The organism is Streptomyces thermospinosisporus (genome assembly GCF_039526425.1).
GTDB classification, from domain to species: Bacteria; Actinomycetota; Actinomycetes; order Streptomycetales; family Streptomycetaceae; genus Streptomyces; species Streptomyces thermocarboxydovorans.
In genome coordinates this window covers 49,379-68,556 of record NZ_BAAAIZ010000041.1, presented here as the reverse complement: position 1 = coordinate 68,556, position 19,178 = coordinate 49,379, and the positions used below count along the sequence as shown (strand labels likewise).

The following is a 19,178-nucleotide window of genomic DNA, read 5'->3' as shown; positions in this document are numbered from 1 at the left end:
CACTTGACCCACTACTGTTCCTTGCGCAGTGAAACTGACAACGTTGTCCAGGCGCAGGGAGGGTGCTCGCGCATGCTGCACAGAGTCCGGCACGGAGTACGGCACAGATGGAGTACGGCGGTCGTCGCGGCGACCGCCTTCGCTTTGGCCGTGAGCTCCCAGGGCGCGGCCGTGGCCCTGCCAGGAGCACCGGCGAAGACCGACCGGGCGTTCGCCTCCTCGTTCGAACAGGGCGACCCCGCCCCGGACTGGGTGAGCACCGTGGAGACCGCACCGGGCGGCGGCAAGCGCGCCTTGGGCGTCGACGGCGGCTACACCAGCGGCATCCCGGGGAATGTGACCGACCGGGTGACCGACGTACGGGCGAGCGCCGAGAACACCGGCGGCGGGGAGGTGAAGGAGAACCTCGTCGACGGCGAGCCGAGCACCAAGTGGCTGACGTTCGAGCCCACCGGCTGGGCCGAGTTCGACCTGGACGAACCGGTGAAGATCACCCGATACGCCCTCACATCGGCCAATGACCACGCCGAACGCGACCCGCGGGACTGGACGCTGAAGGGCTCCGCGGACGGCAAGGAGTGGACCACCCTCGACACCCGGACGGGCGAGACCTTCGGCGAGCGGTTCCAGACGAAGACCTACGATCTGGACGCCGGCGCGGTCGCCGAGTACCGGCACTTCCGGCTGGAGATCACCAAGAACGGCAGCGGCACCATCGTCCAGCTCGCCGACGTGCAGTTCTCCACCGGCGGCAAGGACGGCCCGGTGCCCCCGGACATGCTGACGCTGACCGACCGCGGCCCGAGCGGGTCGCCCACCGCGAAGGCGGGCGCCGGATTCACCGGAAAGCGTGCCCTGCGTTACGCCGGCCGTCACACATCCGAGGGACGGGCCTACTCGTACAACAAGGTCTTCGACGTCCATGTGAAGGTGGAGCGGGACACCCGGCTGTCGTACCGGATCTTCCCCTCGATGGCCGACGGCGACCTCGACTACGACGCCACCAACGTCTCGGTGGACCTCGCCTTCACCGACGGCACGTACCTGAGCGACCTGCGCGCCACCGACCAGCACGGCTTCCCGCTCACCCCGCGCGGCCAGGGCGCGGCGAAGGTCCTCTACGTCAACCAGTGGAACAACGTGGTCTCCCGGATCGGCTCGGTGGCCCGCGGCAAGACGGTCGACCGGATCCTGGTGGCCTACGACTCCCCCAAGGGCCCCGCGGAGTTCCGGGGCTGGGTGGACGACGTGGAGCTGAAGCCGGTGGCGCCCGAAGGGCCCAAGGCCCACCTGTCCGACTACGCGGTGACCACGCGCGGCACCAACTCCAGCGGCGGCTTCTCGCGCGGCAACACCTTCCCGGCCACCGCCGTGCCGCACGGCTTCACCTTCTGGACGCCGGTGACCAACGCCGGCTCGCTGACCTGGCTGTACGACTACGCCCGCGGCAACAACGGGGACAACCTGCCGACCGTCCAGGCGTTCAGCGCCAGCCACGAGCCGAGCCCGTGGATGGGTGACCGGCAGACCTTCCAGGTGATGCCGTCGGCCGCGGCCGGCACCCCGGACACCGGCCGCGAGGCGCGGGAGCTGGCGTTCCGGCACGAGAACGAGACGGCCCGGCCGTACTACTACGGGGTCCGCTTCGAGAACGGCCTGAAGGCGGAGATGGCCCCGACCGACCACGCGGCGGCGCTGCGCTTCACCTACCCCGGCGACGACGCGAGCGTGATCTTCGACAACGTCACCGACCAGGCGGGGCTGACGCTCGACCAGGAGAACGGCGTCGTCACCGGCTACTCGGACGTCAAGTCCGGCCTGTCCACCGGAGCCACCCGGCTGTTCGTCTACGGCGAGTTCGACAAGAAGGTCGTCGACGGAGCCTCGAGCGGCGTCAAGGGTCATCTGCGCTTCGACGCGGGCGAGGACCGCACGGTGACGCTGCGCCTTGCCACCTCCCTGATCAGCGTCGACCAGGCGAAGGACAATCTGCGCCAGGAGCTGCCCGCGAGCCGGTCCTTCGAGTCGGTGAAGAAGGCCGCCCAGCGCCAGTGGGACGAGCTGCTGGGCACGGTGGAGGTCGAGGGCGCCACGCCGGACCAGCTGACCACGCTCTACTCCAGCCTCTACCGGCTGTACCTGTACCCGAACTCGGGCTTCGAGAAGGTCGGCGGCACCTACAAGTACGCCTCCCCGTTCTCGAGGATGACCGGACCGGACACCCCGACCCACACCGGCGCGAAGATCGTCGAAGGCAAGGTGTACGTCAACAACGGCTTCTGGGACACCTACCGCACGACGTGGCCGGCGTACTCCTTCCTCACCCCGTCCCGGGCGGGTGAGCTGGTCGACGGCTTCGTGCAGCACTACAAGGACGGCGGCTGGACCTCCCGCTGGTCCTCCCCCGGCTACGCGGACCTGATGACCGGCACCTCCTCGGACGTGGCGTTCGCGGACGCCTACGTCAAGGGCGTCGGCTTCGACGCGGAGGCGGCGTACGACGCGGCCGTGAAGAACGCCACCGTGGTGCCGCCCTCCTCGGGCGTGGGCCGCAAGGGCATGGCCACCTCGCCGTTCCTCGGCTACACCTCCACCGAGACCCACGAGGGCCTGTCCTGGGCGCTGGAGGGCTACATCAACGACTACGGCATCGCGAAGATGGCCGAGGCCCTGCACAAGAAGACCGGCAAGAAGCGCTACCAGGAGGAGGCCGCCTACTTCCTGAACCGGGCGCGCGACTACGTCAACCTCTTCGACACGAAGGCCGGATTCTTCCAGGGCCGGAACCTCAAGGGCGACTGGCGGGTGCCGTCGGAGAAGTACGACCCGCGGGTGTGGGGCTACGACTACACCGAGACCAACGGCTGGGGCTACGCCTTCACCGCACCGCAGGACAGCCGGGGCCTGGCCAACCTCTACGGCGGCCGGAAGGGCCTCGCCGACAAGCTCGACGAGTACCTCTCCACCCCGGAGACGGCCTCGCCCGAGTTCGTCGGCTCCTACGGCGGTGTCATCCACGAGATGACCGAGGCGCGGGACGTGCGGATGGGCATGTACGGCCACTCCAACCAGGTCGCCCACCACGCCCTGTACATGTACGACGCGGCCGGGCAGCCCTGGAAGACGCAGAAGAACGTGCGCGAGGTGCTGCAGCGGCTCTACACCGGCAGTGAGATCGGGCAGGGCTACCACGGCGACGAGGACAACGGCGAGCAGTCGGCCTGGTACCTCTTCTCCGCGCTCGGCTTCTACCCGCTGGTGATGGGCAGCGGCGAGTACGCCATCGGCTCCCCGCTGTTCACCAAGGCGACCGTGCACCTGGAGAACGGCCGCACGCTGGTGGTCAAGGCCCCGGAGAACAGCACGCGCAACGTGTATGTGCAGGGCCTGAAGGTCAACGGCAAGCGCTGGAACTCCACCGCGCTCCCGCACGCGCTGATCGCCAAGGGCGGCGTCCTGGAGTTCGACATGGGCCCGCGCCCGTCGACGTGGGGCACCGGCAAGAACGCGGCGCCGGTGTCCATCACCCGCGACGACAAGGTGCCCAGCCCGCGCAAGGACCTGCTGAAGGGCGACGGTCCCCTGTTCGACAACACCTCGGGGACCGGGGCCACGGTGTCCACGGTCGAGCTGCCGGTCACCGGCGACACCGAGGCGGTGCAGTACACGCTGACCTCCGCGGACCCGGCGAAGGCGCCCACCGGCTGGGTGCTGCAGGGCTCGGCCGACGGCACGACGTGGAAGGACCTGGACGAGCGGTCCGGTGAGACCTTCCGCTGGGAGCGGCAGACCCGGGCCTTCTCGGTGGACAAGCCGGCCGCCTACCGCCACTACCGGCTGGTGCTGAGCGGTGAGGCGACGCTGACGGAGGTGGAGCTGCTGGGCTGACGCGGCGCCACCCACGCCATGAGGCGGGTCCGGGCCTGGCCCGGACCCGCTGTGCGTTGTGCAGCGATGTTCAGGGGGCGGTCTGGAGCCGCCGCTCGAGCTCGGCGGCCTGCTGCTCGCCGTCGAGGACACGGATCACGTCCACCAGCGCGTGCTCACCGCCGGGGGCCTTGAGCGCCGCACGGACGATGGCCACCACGTCCTCGCGGAGCCGCATTCCGCGCACGTCGACCGTCCGTCCCAGCACCTCGGCGAGGAGCGAGGCGACGTTCTGGCGGCCCTGGGGGTCCTGCACGGACGGCAGGGCGCACAGGGCGTCGGTGAGGTCGAGGAGCAGCCGCATGGCACCCGCGCCGCCGCCGACCGCCCCGCCGGCTTCCCCGCTCGCCCGCTGAAGACGCTGCCGTATGCGGTCGGCCGCCGCGCCTCCCTCGTACAGCTCGATCACCTGCAGCAGCGCGTCCTCTCCGCCCTCGGCGGTCTGGGCGCTCCGGGCCAGCATCGCCGCGTCCTCCTGCAGCCGGACACCGCGCAGGTCGACGGTGCGCCCCAGCTGTTCGCCCAGGACGACGGCGAACCGCATCCGGGTCTGCACGTCCGCCAGGGACGGCAGTTCGCCCAGCAGCTTGGCGAGGACCAGCAGCCGGGCGAGCCCGTTGGCGGGCCCCGGCTCCTCCGGCACCGGAGGAGGGACGGACGGTGCCGGAGGAGGGACGGACGGTGCCGGGCTTTCCGGCTGGGCCGGGATGCCGGGCAGCGGGTGCTGCCGCGGGGCCGTCACCGACCGGGCGATGACCAGCTGGCGCTCCACCTGCGCCCACAGCTGCGGGCGCTGGCGTACCCCGGCCGCCCGCAGCTCGTCGTAGACGTACTCGTAGAGGTCCTGCGTGCTGATCAGGCCGTCGCCGTTGCGGTCGGCCTCGCCCGAGCGGAGGCCCTTGATGACCGCGCCGGTGAACCTGGAGGGCTCGGGGTCGAGTTCGTCGAGGCGTTCGCCCTCCCAGGCGTACTCGGTGCGGTTGGTCGCGGTGAGCACCGCCCGGCCGTGTCCGGCCAGTTCGTCCCTGAGGTGCACGGCGGTGTCGCCCTTGGCGCCGGGCAGGAAGGCGCCGCTGTAGCAGCAGTCGAGCAGCAGCACGACCGACCGGGCCCGGCAGCGCTGCATCTGGGTGCGCAGGAACTCGGCGGAGACGGCGGTGGAGGCGAGCAGGCGGCGGTCGGTGTCGGCGGCGGCGAAGTACAGCTCGCCGTCGTCGTTCTTCACGCCGTGGCTGGAGATGTGCAGCAGGAGCAGGTCGTCGCGGGCCCGGTCGAGGAAGAAGTGCTCGATGGCGCGGGCCACCTCGTGGTGGGGACGGTCGACGACCGGCTTCACGGTGAAGCCGCCGATGGCGGGGTCGCGCAGCACCCCGGCGAGTCCCTCGGCGTCCCGGGCGGGTGAGCGCAGCCGGCTCAGTTCCCTGTTCTCGTAGTGGCCCGTCGCGATGAGCAGGGCGAAGCGGCCCGCGGACACTTCGGGGCCGCCCTTCAGCCGCCCTGGCCGGTGCCGGCGGAGGAGCCGGCGGGGCCGGGGTCCTCGGGACCGTCGTCGGGGTCCTCGTCGGGGTCGTCCCCGTCGTCGGAGCCGCCCCCTGCCGTGCTGGCCTCGTGGGCGGCGAGGAAAGCCTCGATGAGGCGCTGCTGGTCGGCGGAGGACACGGCCTCCAGTTCCAGGCTGTTGTCGCCGAGGGCGATGCTGACCGTGCGCAGCGGCCGGTTCTCGATCCAGGTCTGTACGAGGCTCACCACCGAGCGCAGGGCGATGGGCGCCATGGTCACCGCGAGAGCGCCCACGGCGATCGCGTCGACCGGCTTGGCCCCCTCGGGGAGGTCGCCGGCGCGGCGCAGCTGGACGTCGTCCACGTCCAGTTCGAGCAGCCGGTCGCGTAACCGGCGGGTCAGTTCGTCGAGTTCTTCCTGGTCGCTGTCCTGACGCCCGGTCAGGACGAGCTGCATGTGTTCCCTGCCGCGGCTCACCGCCACCCCCCGTCGCCTGGTGTCGCTCCAGCGTACAACGGGGAGCACGGCGAGGGCCGCACCTCCGGCGCCGGAGGTGCGGCCCAACTGCCGTGCGCTGCCGCCTACTTGCGGAGCACCTGCCGCTTACTTGCGGAGCAGGCTGCGCAGCACGTACTGCATGATGCCGCCGTTGCGGTAGTAGTCCGCCTCACCGGGGGTGTCGATGCGGACGACCGCGTCGAACTCGACGCCGGTGTCGGTGGTGACCTTCACCGTGCGCGGCGTGGTGCCGCTGTTGAGCTCGGTGACGCCGGAGATGGAGAAGGTCTCCTCGCCGGTCAGGCCGAGGGTGTCGGCGCTCTGTCCCTCGGGGAACTGCAGCGGCAGGACGCCCATGCCGATGAGGTTGGAGCGGTGGATGCGCTCGTAGGACTCGGCGATGACGGCCTTCACGCCGAGCAGCGCGGTGCCCTTGGCGGCCCAGTCGCGGGACGAGCCGGAGCCGTACTCCTTGCCGGCCAGGACGACCAGCGGGATGCCGGCGGCCTGGTAGTTCTGGGCGGCGTCGTAGATGAAGGAGACCGGCCCGCCCTCCTGCGTGAAGTCACGCGTGTAGCCGCCCTCGGTGCCCGGCGCGATCTGGTTGCGCAGGCGGATGTTGGCGAACGTACCGCGGATCATGACCTCGTGGTTGCCGCGGCGGGAGCCGTAGCTGTTGAAGTCGCGGCGCTCGACGCCGTGCTCCGTGAGGTACTTGCCGGCCGGGGTGTCGGCCTTGATCGCACCGGCCGGGGAGATGTGGTCGGTGGTGACCGAGTCGCCCAGCTTGGCGAGGACGCGGGCGCCGGTGATGTCCTCGACCGGCGCCGGCTCCATCGTCATGCCCTCGAAGTACGGGGGCTTGCGGACGTAGGTGGACTCCGGGTCCCACTCGAAGGTGTCGCCGGTCGGGATGGGCAGCGCCTGCCACTGGGCGTCGCCGGCGAAGACGTCGGAGTAGGACTTGGAGAACATGTCCTCGCCGATGGCGTTGGCCACGACGTCGTTGACCTCGGCCTCGGAGGGCCAGATGTCCTTGAGGTAGACCGGGTTGCCGTCCTGGTCGGTGCCCAGGGCGTCCTTGGTGATGTCCACCTTCATCGAGCCGGCGATGGCGTACGCGACGACCAGCGGCGGGGACGCCAGGTAGTTCATCTTGACGTCGGGGTTGATCCGGCCCTCGAAGTTGCGGTTGCCGGACAGGACCGAGACGACGGCGAGGTCGTGGTCGTTGACGGCCTTGGAGACCTCCTCCGGCAGCGGGCCGGAGTTGCCGATGCAGGTGGTGCAGCCGTAGCCGACGAGGTTGAAGCCGACCTTGTCCAGGTACGGGGTCAGGCCCGCCTTGTCGAAGTAGTCGGTGACGACCTTGGAGCCCGGGGCGAGGGTGGTCTTGACCCACGGCTTGCGGGTCAGGCCCTTCTCGACCGCCTTCTTGGCGACCAGGGCGGCGGCGACCATGACGTACGGGTTGGAGGTGTTGGTGCAGGAGGTGATGGCCGCGACCGTCACCGCACCGTGGTCCAGCTCGTAGGAGGTGCCGTCGGGGGCGGTCACCCGGACCGGGTTGGACGGGGTGCCGTTCGGGATCGACGAGGGGGCGTCGGAGCTCGGGAAGGACTCCTTGCTGGCCTCGTACTCGTCGCTGACGTAGTTGCGGACGTCCTGCTTGAACTGCTCGGCGGCGTTCGCCAGGACGATGCGGTCCTGCGGGCGCTTCGGGCCGGCGATGGACGGGACGACGGTGGACAGGTCCAGCTCGAGCTTCTCGGAGAAGTCCGGCTCGGCCTTCGGGTCCAGCCAGAGGCCCTGCTCCTTGGCGTACGCCTCGACCAGCGCGATCTGCTTCTCGCTGCGGCCGGTCAGGCGCAGGTAGCTGATGGTCTCCTCGTCGATCGGGAAGATCGCGGCGGTGGAGCCGAACTCCGGGGACATGTTGCCGATGGTGGCGCGGTTGGCGAGCGAGGTGGCGGCCACGCCCTCGCCGTAGAACTCGACGAACTTGCCGACGACGCCGTGCTTGCGCAGCATCTCGGTGATGGTGAGCACCAGGTCGGTGGCGGTGGTGCCGGGCTGCAGCTCACCGGTGAGCTTGAAGCCGACGACGCGCGGGATCAGCATGGAGACCGGCTGGCCGAGCATGGCGGCCTCGGCCTCGATGCCGCCGACGCCCCAGCCGAGGACGCCGAGGCCGTTGACCATCGTGGTGTGCGAGTCGGTGCCGACGAGGGTGTCGGGGTACGCCTTGCCGTCGCGGGTCATCACCACGCGGGCCAGGTGCTCGATGTTCACCTGGTGCACGATGCCGGTGCCGGGCGGGACGACCTTGAACTCGTCGAAGGCGGTCTGGCCCCAGCGCAGGAACTGGTAGCGCTCCTTGTTGCGGCCGTACTCCAGGTCGACGTTCACCTTGAAGGCGTCGCTGGTGCCGAACTTGTCGGCGATGACGGAGTGGTCGATGACCAGCTCCGCCGGGGCCAGCGGGTTGATCTTCGACGGGTCGCCGCCCAGCTCCTTCACGGCCTCACGCATGGTGGCGAGGTCCACGACACAGGGGACGCCGGTGAAGTCCTGCATGATCACGCGGGCCGGCGTGAACTGGATCTCCTGCGACGGCTGGGCCTGGGAGTCCCAGGAGCCGAGCGCGCGGATGTGGTCGGCGGTGATGTTCGCGCCGTCCTCGGTGCGGAGAAGGTTCTCCAGCAGCACCTTCAGGCTGTAGGGAAGGCGCGCGGAGCCTTCGACCTTGTCCAGCCGGAAGATCTCGTACGACTCGTCGCCCACCTGCAGCGTGCTGCGGGCGTCGAAGCTGTTCGCCGACACGACAGTCTCCTTCATAGATGTGCGCGTACCACCGTCAATCGTGCCGCCACGCCGGCTTGGCCGTTCCGGTGAGGTCAGGCTAAGTTAGGCTTGCCTAACTCGAGTGGCGATCGCGGTGCGCCTCGGCAGATATCTCGATGTCGAGATAACTCTAGTACACGGGCGCCGAATGGTCATGCCCAGGCTCTCGGCGCGCCCCGGCGCGACCTGCGGCATGCCCTGGCGCGACACCCGCGCACGACCGAACGGCCCCCTCCAGTGCACCCCGGCACCCCGAGCTCCGCATCCCCGGTCCATGACCCCGTACATTCGGGGTAGCCGCACTGAGGCAGGGTCAGATACTCATACGAGGGAGGCAGGGGTGCCGCTCACTTTCCGCAAGAGCTTCCGGATCCTTCCCGGGGTGCGGCTGAACATCAACAAGCGGTCCTGGTCCATCACCACCGGCGGCGGCAAGGGCCCCCGGTACACTCGGAGCAGTACCGGACGTCGTACGACATCCATGGATTTGCCGGGACCTTTCGGCTGGCGGCGGACGCGGGACACACGTAGCACCAGGGGATGAATCGGGCAACTTTGACGCCACGTCACCCGAATGGACCCCCCAAGAGGTGCCATCTCATATCTGAGATAACCTCAACCCCATGGCAGACGACTACCTCGTACGCATCGGCAAGCTCATCCGCGACGCCCGGCAACACCGGGGCTGGACGCAGGCGCAGCTGGCCGAGGCCCTCGCCACCAGCCAGAGCGCCGTCAACCGCATCGAGCGCGGCAACCAGAACATCAGCCTTGAGATGATTGCCCGCATCGGCGAGGCCCTGGACAGCGAGATCGTGTCCCTGGGTTACGCCGGTCCGATGCATCTGCGCGTGGTCGGCGGCCGCCGGCTCTCCGGCGCCATCGATGTGAAGACGAGCAAGAACGCCTGCGTGGCACTGCTGTGCGCCTCACTGCTCAACAGCGGACGCACCGTGCTGCGCCGCGTCGCCCGCATCGAGGAGGTCTACCGCCTCCTGGAGGTGCTGGGCTCCATCGGTGTGCGCGCCCGGTGGATCAACGACGGCACCGACCTGGAGATCGTGCCGCCGGCCGAGCTGGACCTGGACGCCATCGACGCGGACGCCGCCCGCCGCACCCGCTCGATCATCATGTTCCTCGGTCCGCTGCTGCACCGCATGGACCGCTTCAAGCTGCCCTACGCCGGCGGCTGCGACCTCGGCACCCGCACCGTCGAGCCGCACATGATCGCGCTGCGGCGGTTCGGCCTGGAGATCGCCGCCACCGAGGGCCAGTACCACGCGGTGGTGGACCGCTCGGTCAGCCCCGACCGCCCGATCGTGCTGACCGAGCGCGGGGACACGGTCACGGAGAACGCCCTCCTTGCCGCCGCGCGGCACGACGGCATCACCGTCATCCGCAACGCCTCCTCCAACTACATGGTCCAGGACCTGTGCTTCTTCCTGGAGGCACTGGGCGTGAAGATCGACGGCATCGGCACCACCACACTCACCGTGCACGGCGTCCCGGACATCAACGTGGACGTCGACTACTCGCCCTCCGAGGACCCGGTCGAGGCCATGAGCCTGGTCGCCGCCGCCGTGGTGACCGAGTCGGAGCTGACGATCCGCCGGGTGCCGATCGAGTTCCTGGAGATCGAGCTGGCGGTCCTGGAGGAGATGGGCCTCGACCACGACCGCACGCCCGAGTACTTCGCCGACAACGGCCGTACCCGCCTGGTGGACCTGACGGTGCGCCCCTCCAAGCTGGAGGCGCCCATCGACAAGATCCACCCGATGCCGTTCCCCGGCCTGAACATCGACAACGTGCCGTTCTTCGCGGCGATCGCGGCGGTGGCGCAGGGCAAGACGCTGATCCACGACTGGGTCTACGACAACCGCGCCATCTACCTGACCGACCTCAACCGCCTCGGCGGCCGCCTGCAGCTGCTCGACCCGCACCGCGTCCTGGTCGAGGGCCCGACCCGCTGGCGCGCGGCCGAGATGATGTGCCCGCCCGCGCTGCGCCCCGCGGTCGTCGTCCTGCTGGCGATGATGGCGGCGGAGGGCACGTCGGTCCTGCGCAACGTGTACGTCATCAACCGGGGTTACGAGGATCTCGCCGAGCGCCTGAACTCGATCGGGGCGCAGATCGAGATCTTCCGGGACATCTGAGGTCCCCGGTATTGCATGCCGCTCCCCTCCTGACCGTGGGTCCGTGTCCATCGGTCAGGAGGGGAACCGGCGCCGGTTACGCCTCCGTGCCCTCGGCGACGAACCTGACGAAGGGCGCCCAGCGCTCGCGGTCCACCGCGAAGGGCGGACGGGTCAGGTCTTTGGAGTCCCTTACGTGAACGGCCTGTTCGGCGATTGCGATCTCCACGCAGCTGTCCCCCTGCGTGCCGCTGTAGCTGGACTTGAACCACGCGAGTTCCGTCGTGTCGCTGCTCATAGCTCTCCTCGGAGTCGCTCCAGCAGGGCCCTGGATTCGTTGGGGCTCAGGGCGCCTGCGAGCCCTCCGCGACGAACCTGACGAAGGGCGCCCAGCGCTCGCGGTCCACCGCGAAGGCCGGGCGGGTCACGTCCTTGGAGTCCCGCACGTGAACAGCGTGTTCGGCGATCGCGATCTCCACGCAGTCGTCGCCCTGGCTGCCGCTGTAGCTGGACTTGAACCAGGTGAGTTCCGTCGTATCGCTGCTCATAGCTCTCCTCGCAGTCGCTCCAGCAAGTCCCTCGACTCCCTAGGGCTCAGGGCCTGCGAGCGCAGTGTTTCATAGCGTTGGCAGAGCAGGCTCATCTCTTTTCGGTCCGCAATCAGCCGACCATTCTCCTGCCCCTCGGAGTAGCCGAGCTTCTGCCCGGCGGGGGTCTCCAGAATGCGCACCGGTCCATCAAGGCAGGCGTGCAACCCCGCATCCAGCGGCACCACTTGCAGAGTAACGTTGCGCAGAGCGCTCCGCTCCAGCACGTGGTCCACGAGCCCGCGCATCGCCTCCGCGCTCCCGAACCTGCGCCGGAAGACATACTCCTCGACGATGAAGCTGAACGGCACGGTGGGCCGCTCCAGCATCATCCGCTGACGCTCCATGCGCGCGCTGAGCTGGGCCTCCGTCTGTGCATCGGTGAGCAACGGAATCGTCCCCTCGAACACCGCCCGCGCATACGCCTCCGACTGCAACAGCCCCGGCACCAGCCGGCACTCGTAGGTGCACAGACTCACCGCCTCCCGCTCCAGCCGAGCCCACCGGCGGAACCAGGCGGCCAGGCCCACCTCACCCCGGGTGAGATGCCGCGCCGCCCTGCGCAGCGCGCCCGTGTTCCCCAGGGCCTCCTCCGCCCGTTCGACGAAGGCCTGGTCGGGCATCCGGCGTCCCAACTCCACCGATTCCACGGTGTGCTTGGAGTACTGGACGACCGCCGCGAGGTCGGTCCTGCTGAGCCCCGCGTGTTCGCGTAACGCCTGGACGACCGCGCCGAACGTGCGCAGACTGTCCGACGGGTGGGGTTCCCTCTCCCCCTCCCCCAGCGGTACCGCCCGGGTGCCGACGCCCGTGGCCGCCACCTCCGCTTCGGCAATGTCCATCCGCCGCCCCTTTCTCCAGTCGGCTCTACGGCCCGTCTGCCCCCACGCCGCCCGTCATCGTGGCCGTCGGTCTTCCGTACCGTCCACCCTCTGCGCCCGTACGCTCACTCAGCGTACGGACCTGAAGGCTCGTGTACGGCCGTGAGCGGACGTCACGCTGGCGTCATGAACCAGAGCGCTCCCCCGCACACCACCCCTCACCCCGCCGCCTGTTCGGGCAGCTTCACCCAGCTGCTCTCGGCCACGCGGCGCGGCGCCCGGCTCGCCCGCCTGCTCGGGGTGGGGCAGCTCCGCTCCTGGGAGATGCCGCAGGACCTCGTGGAGCGTGCCGAGGTGGTCGTCGCCGAGCTCGCGGCGAACGCCGTGCTGCACGCGCATGTGCCGGGCCGCTGCTTCCGGCTGACGCTCGTGCACGAACCGGCTGCCGGGCTGCTTCGGGTGGAGGTCAGTGACGCCCGCGGGGACCTCCACCCGCGGCTCCCGGCCGGCCCGGCCGACGCCGACGCGCTCCGGTCCGGCGGCCGGGGTCTCGCGCTGGTCGCCGCCCTCGCCGATCACTGGGACTGCGTACCGTTCCCGCCGGTCGGGAAGACCGTCCGGGCGGTGCTCTCGACGCGAGGGGACGCGATCGCCATCTCCCCGAGGGCGTCCGGCGCGGTCCGGATGTCTGACAGCTAGAAGAGGTCGATCAGGGCACCCTGCCTGAGGTCCTCCAGTATCGAGCCCAGCTACGGGCTGCCCGCCGGGGGCAGCCGGACGGCGGTGTGCGCAAACGTCCACCGGCGGCTGAGGAGCAACCCCCGCGGGCCGCCGGTGGGCATTGACGCGCCGCTGCGGCTGCGCGGGCGGCTCGGCGCGGGGACGACATCCACCGGATGACCTCAGCCGTGGTCACGATCGAGCAACCCCCGCGGGCGCGGGGACGACACGTGGGCTGGCGCTGCTCCGGCGGGACGTCTAGGAGCAAACCCCCGCGAGCCGGAGACGAGGTCGTGCCGATGGGGGCCACCCAGCCGCCGCCGGAGCAACCCCCGCGGGCGCGGGGACGACCAGCCCTCGGCTGCCGCGCGTGGGCGGCATCCGGAGCAACCCCCGCGGGCGCGGGGACGACGTGAGGATGTTGGCGCCGCCGGTCACGGTCAGCGAGCAACCCCCGCGGGCGCGGGGACGACTGATGGTGTGGCTGCTCATGTCCCGGGCCCGTCGAGCAACCCCCGCGGGCGCGGGGACGACTCCACCGGAGGCCGCATTCCGTCACGTGACGGAGAGCAACCCCCGCGGGCGCGGGGACGACTTCACCGTGCCGGCGGGCGTCCACCTGGCTCGAGAGCAACCCCCGCGGGCGCGGGGACGACGCTTCTGGCCATATCAGCTGATGTTCTTCGACGGAGCAACCCCCGCGGGCGCGGGGACGACGGACATAGGTGGGCGGCATGTCACTGGCTCCAGGAGCAACCCCCGCGGCCTCGGGGACGACGCGAAGCGCGGGGTCGAGCTGGTCCCAGGCGTCGAGCAACCCCCGCGGGCGCGGGGACGACATCCTCGGACGAGAGCCCGTCTACCTGCTGGGAGAGCAACCCCCGCGGGCGCGGGGACGACCCGCTCTGGGACGACGCGGACACCAGTACCGCGGAGCAACCCCCGCGGGCGCGGGGACGACGCGGCCGGGGCCTGCTGGATGTGCGAGGAGGAGGAGCAACCCCCGCGGGCGCGGGGACGACCCACTTCCGGTCTTGCACGTGATGTCAAGGAAGGAGCAACCCCCGCGGGCGCGGGGACGACGTTCGCGATCAACGACCAGTGAAGCCGCACCCCGAGCAACCCCCGCGGGCGCGGGGACGACACCGGGGCATTTTCGCCCGGACCCGTGACCGGAGAGCAACCCCCGCGGGCGCGGGGACGACGGCGAACTGGATAGCCCAGCGGCCAATGGCCTCGAGCAACCCCCGCGGGCGCGGGGACGACAAGTATCGCGTGGCCGCCGAGATCAACATGGCGGAGCAACCCCCGCGGGCGCGGGGACGACGTAAAGGCATGGATCAGATACGGATGTGGAGCAGAGCAACCCCCGCGGGCGCGGGGACGACGCCGGCTGCTCCCGGCACATCGCCGCAGGCCGCGAGCAACCCCCGCGGGCGCGGGGACGACGCCAGGACAGCGTCCCGCTCCGACAACTCGGCAGAGCAACCCCCGCGGGCGCGGGGACGACTACAACACCCTCACCGAGGACGCCCAGGACCAGGAGCAACCCCCGCGGGCGCGGGGACGACCGCCGAGGCGACCGCGCCCGCCGTGGCCCACAGGAGCAACCCCCGCGGGCGCGGGGACGACGAGGGGGGCTTGCCGCACCCTGCGCGCACGCACGAGCAATCCCCGCGGGCGCGGGGACGACTGCGCCTCGGTACGGGCGGTGGCGGTATCGCGAGAGCAACCCCCGCGGGCGCGGGGACGACTGCGCGATGGCCGCGGCGACGAACGTGGACGGCGAGCAACCCCCGCGGGCGCGGGGACGACATCTTGAGCTTGAAGGTGGCGCTCGCGTTGCGGGAGCAACCCCCGCGGGCGCGGGGACGACTTCAGGGGCTCACCACTTCCTTGCTCACCGATCGAGCAACCCCCGCGGGCGCGGGGACGACCCCCCGTGGCACCGGGGGGCCGTTGGCTTGCTCGAGCAACCCCCGCGGGCGCGGGGACGACCACCAACTTCACCACGAACTTCGAATGGTTCGCGAGCAACCCCCGCGGGCGCGGGGACGACCCCGTGGTGGACGTGTCGTCCACCGGTTGCGCGGAGCAACCCCCGCGGGCGCGGGGACGACGGTCACCCCATCGAGCAGGGCACCGCCGACGAGGAGCAACCCCCGCGGGCGCGGGGACGACCTGCGGCGGGCGCGGCGTACAGCGCCTCGAGGGGAGCAACCCCCGCGGGCGCGGGGACGACCCGGTAAGTTCGGGCCGGAGTGGCCCGATGTGGGAGCAACCCCCGCGGGCGCGGGGACGACGGTCTGCTGCTCGCTCACAGGAGTGCCTCCGGAGAGCAACCCCCGCGGGCGCGGGGACGACTAGCGGATCGCCCCGTCAGCGGTGGTGCCGAGCGAGCAACCCCCGCGGGCGCGGGGACGACGTCTCGTGGAGCTGGAACCGGACCGCCTCGGGCGAGCAACCCCCGCGGGCGCGGGGACGACGACTTCGGGCTGCAGCCGGGCGCGGAGAACGGGGAGCAACCCCCGCGGGCGCGGGGACGACCATCAGCAGGGCCATGCACGCGGGCACCTTCGCGAGCAACCCCCGCGGGCGCGGGGACGACGTCGACGCCTCGGCCATCGGCCCCGACCTCACGGAGCAACCCCCGCGGGCGCGGGGACGACGCACCCGACCCCGTGGTCACGGTGTAGACGCCGGAGCAACCCCCGCGGGCGCGGGGACGACCGGATCGCCTCGCGCTTGGTCAGGTACAGCCGGGAGCAACCCCCGCGGGCGCGGGGACGACAGCGCGGTCACGCACACCGCGGTCAGCGCGAGAGAGCAACCCCCGCGGGCGCGGGGACGACTTGGGGTCCTGCGGCACGCCGAGCCGTAGCAGGGAGCAACCCCCGCGGGCGCGGGGACGACACTTCGTGACCTGCGGTGATGTTAGTGAAGAGGGCGGTTTTCCTTCACTAGCGTTCTGTTCCTGTGTCTTGGCCGGGGCCGTTGTCAGTGGCACAGCCTATTGTGCCAGGGCATATGAGTAGGGGGTTTCATGGTGGACCGTGGGGGTTCCGTCGTCCAGTTGATGAAGGCGATGGGGTTATCGCCGGAGACTGTGGAGCGGGTTTCGCAGCTTTGGGGGAAGTCGGCGGCGAGGAATGGCGGACGGAGGCATCTGCTGCTGGGGCATCTGCTGGACACGGCAGCGGTGGCGGAGTTGATGTGGGATCAGTTCCTGTCGCCGGCGTTTCGGCAGAGGTTGGATGAGATCAGCGGTGGTCGGGGTCGGCTGTGGTTCATGTGGGTGTGCGGCATCCACGACTGCGGTAAGGCGTGTCCGGCGTTCCAGGCCGTGGACGCGGTCGAGGCCGCCTCGGTTCTGTCGGCCGGGCTGAACTGGGGGCGGCTGCCGACCGACCGGCGGAAGATGTGGCGGCACGACGTCGCCGGCGCTGCCTTGCTGAAGCCGCGGCTGATTGCCGAATGGGGGAGCGAAGAAGCTGTCGGATGGGTATGGCCGCTGGTGGCCGGGCATCACGGCACGTTTCCGTCCGTTCGCGGCATTGTGCCGCCGCACCGGGAGGTGCAAGGACGCGGGCCTGCTTGGGCCGAGGCGCAGCGTGCGGTGGTGGACGTGTTCACCCGTGCTGTCGGATTCGCGGACTTGGCGGACGTGCGGCCGGTGGGTGCTCTGAAGAAGGCGGAGCAGCTCGCGCTGTCGGGTCTGATCGTGATGGCGGACTGGATCGCGAGTGGCGGCCGCATGGGACGAGGGCTGGCGGACGCCGGACTGGTTTCGTTCGACGAGGCTCAGCGCTGCATGGAGGAGTGGTGGGCGGGGCTGCGGCTGCGCGGCGGCTGGCGGGGTCTTCCGCTGCCGCAGACCCAACTGGCGCCATTGACCGACCGGCTGGGTGTGATTCCGCGGGCGTCGCAGCGGGAGCTGGTGGAACGGGCGTGGTCGATTCCGGTGCCGGGGCTCCTGATTGCCGAGGCCCCCATGGGGGAGGGCAAGACGAAGGCGGCCCTTGCGGCCGCTGAGGTCCTGGCAGCGCGGTTCGGCCTCGATGGTGTATTCGTGGCGATGCCGACCCAGGCAACGAGCGACCCGATGTACGAGCAGGTGCTGCAGTGGGTGCGCACGTTCGACCCGGAGCTGGAGTCGCAGGTCGCTCTCCTGCACGGACGCCGGCGGTTCAGTGCCTGGTGGCGGGCGATCTGGGAGGGGAAGCCGCGTCCGGACAGTGACAGTGACGACAGCGACAGTGACGGATGCGGGTGTGAGCGGGGAGAAGCCGACCTCGGGACCGCGGGCGGGTACGACGACTTCGGAGCCATCGACGAGGATGCCGACTACGGTATGGCCCCGGCCGAGCCGTTGACGGGGGGCGGCTCGTCTTCCCAGGCGGACGGCCCTGCCCACTGGTTCCTCGACAACAAGAGGGGCCTGCTCACCGCGTTCGCAGTCGGCACTGTCGACCATCTGCTCCACGCGGCGACCCGTACCCGTCACGTCATGCTCCGCTTCGCCGGGCTGGCCCAGAAGGTCGTGATCATCGACGAGGTGCATGCCGCGGATGTCTACATGCGGCAGTTCCTCGTGGAGGCACTCCGCTGGCTGGGCCAGGCGCGGGTTCCGGTGGTGCTGCTTTCGGCCACGTTGCCGCCCGCTCAGCGCCAGTTGTTCGTGGACTCCTACCTCTCCGGCGTCCTGGGCCGGGCGGATGTGCACGAACCGGCGCCGGAGCCGACCGGGTACCCGTGTGTCACGGTCGCCTACGGTGTGGGCGGCCGGGCAGTCGCAGAGACGTCGCGTGAAGCAGTGCAGTCCTGGCGGGAGCCGATGCCGGTGGAACTCGCCTGGCTGCCCGATACCGAGGTCTCGGGTGCGCGGGTGGCGGAGGCGGCGCGTGACGCCGTTGCCGACGGTGGAGTGGCCCTGGTCGTGGTCAACCAGGTCGCCCGCGCACAAGCGATCTACGCCGAACTGCGAGAGGCAGACTTCCACGGACAACTGCACTTGCTGCACGCGCGGCTGTGCGCCGCACACCGCGCCGACCGGACCGCGGAATGCCTGCGCCTGATGGGGCCGCAGGCCGGCGCGGACCGGCCGGAGCGCATGGTGGTGATCGCCACGCAGCTCGCGGAGCAGTCCTTCGACGTGGACGCCGATGTGCTGATCACCGACCTCGCCCCTGCGGACCTGCTCCTGCAGCGCATCGGCCGGCTGCACCGGCACAGCGGCACTCGCCGCCCCGAAGTCCACAGCGTGCCGAGGGTTCTGGTCACTGGTGTGGCGGCAGGACGGGACGGTGTCCCGCGATTTCTCGGGGCTTCGGAGGCGATCTACGGCAGATGGTCCCTGCTGCGGGCAGCGGCCCTGGTCGAGGAGAGCGCCGGCCCCCTTTCGGCCGCCGCGGATCCGCACCCCGCGCATGCACGGCCGGGGAAGGGGTGGAGCATCCCCGCCGACGTACCGGCTCTGGTGTACCGGGCTTACGACGGCGATGAGATCTGCCCGCCGGACTGGCACGAGGCCGAAGCCTGGGAACACTGCCAGGCAAAGGAACTGAAGCGGCAGGAGAAGGCCGAAGAGTTCCTTCTCTGCCGTCAGCGGGAGTGGGCCTTTCCCACACTCGAGGGTCTCCACTATGCGGGCAGCCGAGCCGCCACCCAGGAGCAGCTCGACGCCGTCGTCCGGGACGGCGACCCCACCATCGAGGTGGTGATCGTCCACCGGGTTCCCGGTGGTTACCGGGCGTACGACGGCACCTGGCTCGGCGTGCACGGTGAAGTGGACGACGACGAGGCGACCGACCGGCTGATGGGCGGGACCGTCCGCCTCCCGGCTCGTCTCACCTCCGCCGCCGAGGCCGAGCTGCGCCCGCTGCCGGGATGGATGGATCGCCCATGGCTCAAGTACCGGCGGGCGCTGGTGCTGGAGGGTGACGGAACGGCGTTGTTGAGGGCGGACCGGGTCTCGTACGACAACGTGCTGGGCCTCGTCGTCGTACGTGAGTGAGCCTGGAGAGTGCGGAGCGCTCCCGCAAGTCCACCAACCCCCGCAGGTGCGGGGACCACATGAAGCAGTGAAACGGAGCACCCCCGGTATTGCGGGGAGGCGAGAACGCTCCACACTCCCACGCAGAGCCTACTGA

The 19,178-nt window shown here is 70.5% G+C and carries 11 protein-coding genes and 1 CRISPR repeat array; of the genes, 5 read left to right on the top strand and 6 right to left on the bottom strand.

Translation table 11 applies throughout. The features are described from left to right. Positions 1 to 72 precede the first annotated feature (72 nt). Positions 73 to 3,888: a GH92 family glycosyl hydrolase gene (locus ABD207_RS15400; protein WP_344013375.1), complete on the top strand. Its 3,816-nt coding sequence runs from the start codon at positions 73 to 75 to the stop codon at positions 3,886 to 3,888. 70 nt (positions 3,889 to 3,958) lie between these two features. Here the strand turns inward: ABD207_RS15400 and ABD207_RS15395 are convergent, their stop codons facing one another. The 3 genes from ABD207_RS15395 to acnA all read right to left on the bottom strand — a co-directional run bounded on the left by ABD207_RS15395 (position 3,959) and on the right by acnA (position 8,748). Next, the gene (locus ABD207_RS15395) at positions 3,959 to 5,401 is read right to left on the bottom strand and encodes a caspase, EACC1-associated type (RefSeq protein ID WP_344013374.1); all 1,443 of its coding nucleotides are present in this window, start codon (positions 5,399 to 5,401) and stop codon (positions 3,959 to 3,961) included. Positions 5,402 to 5,415: 14 nt separating this feature from the next. After that, entirely contained in the window at positions 5,416 to 5,883 is a 468-nt protein-coding gene (locus ABD207_RS15390; protein WP_344013373.1) for a hypothetical protein, read from the bottom strand. Positions 5,884 to 6,030: 147 nt separating this feature from the next. After that, on the bottom strand, positions 6,031 to 8,748 hold the full coding sequence (acnA, locus tag ABD207_RS15385) for an aconitate hydratase AcnA (protein ID WP_344013372.1): 2,718 nt from the start codon (positions 8,746 to 8,748) through the stop codon (positions 6,031 to 6,033). Between the two features lie 361 nt (positions 8,749 to 9,109). Here acnA and ABD207_RS15380 point away from each other — a divergent pair, with 361 nt between their 5' ends. Both ABD207_RS15380 and ABD207_RS15375 read left to right on the top strand, forming a co-directional pair. After that, positions 9,110 to 9,313: a DUF4236 domain-containing protein gene (locus tag ABD207_RS15380; protein WP_344013370.1), complete on the top strand. Its 204-nt coding sequence runs from the start codon at positions 9,110 to 9,112 to the stop codon at positions 9,311 to 9,313. Between the two features lie 79 nt (positions 9,314 to 9,392). Beyond that, a complete protein-coding gene (locus ABD207_RS15375; protein ID WP_344013368.1) occupies positions 9,393 to 10,922 on the top strand; it encodes a UDP-N-acetylglucosamine 1-carboxyvinyltransferase in 1,530 nt (509 codons plus the stop codon). Positions 10,923 to 10,998: 76 nt separating this feature from the next. Here ABD207_RS15375 and ABD207_RS15370 read toward each other — a convergent pair whose 3' ends face one another. The 3 genes from ABD207_RS15370 to ABD207_RS15360 are packed head-to-tail and all read right to left on the bottom strand — an operon-like array spanning position 10,999 to position 12,330. Next, positions 10,999 to 11,199 (bottom strand): DUF397 domain-containing protein, encoded by a 201-nt coding sequence (locus ABD207_RS15370; protein WP_344013366.1) that lies wholly within the window; start codon positions 11,197 to 11,199, stop codon positions 10,999 to 11,001. A 46-nt stretch (positions 11,200 to 11,245) separates the two neighbouring features. After that, positions 11,246 to 11,449: a DUF397 domain-containing protein gene (locus tag ABD207_RS15365; protein ID WP_344013364.1), complete on the bottom strand. Its 204-nt coding sequence runs from the start codon at positions 11,447 to 11,449 to the stop codon at positions 11,246 to 11,248. Further along, entirely contained in the window at positions 11,446 to 12,330 is an 885-nt protein-coding gene (locus ABD207_RS15360) for a helix-turn-helix domain-containing protein (RefSeq protein WP_344013361.1), read from the bottom strand. The genes ABD207_RS15365 and ABD207_RS15360 overlap by 4 nt, the downstream gene beginning before the upstream one ends. Before the next feature lie 165 nt (positions 12,331 to 12,495). On the opposite strand from ABD207_RS15360, the gene ABD207_RS15355 reads away from it, so the two are divergent. Beyond that, entirely contained in the window at positions 12,496 to 13,008 is a 513-nt protein-coding gene (locus ABD207_RS15355) for an ATP-binding protein (RefSeq protein ID WP_344013358.1), read from the top strand. A 344-nt stretch (positions 13,009 to 13,352) separates the two neighbouring features. Continuing rightward, a CRISPR array of direct repeats spans positions 13,353 to 15,942; the repeat unit is 28 nt; unit sequence GAGCAACCCCCGCGGGCGCGGGGACGAC. 130 nt (positions 15,943 to 16,072) lie between these two features. Next, positions 16,073 to 19,042, top strand: a complete 2,970-nt coding sequence (gene cas3 / locus ABD207_RS15350) for a CRISPR-associated helicase Cas3' (RefSeq protein ID WP_344013357.1) — start codon at positions 16,073 to 16,075, stop codon at positions 19,040 to 19,042. Positions 19,043 to 19,178: the final 136 nt, after the last annotated feature.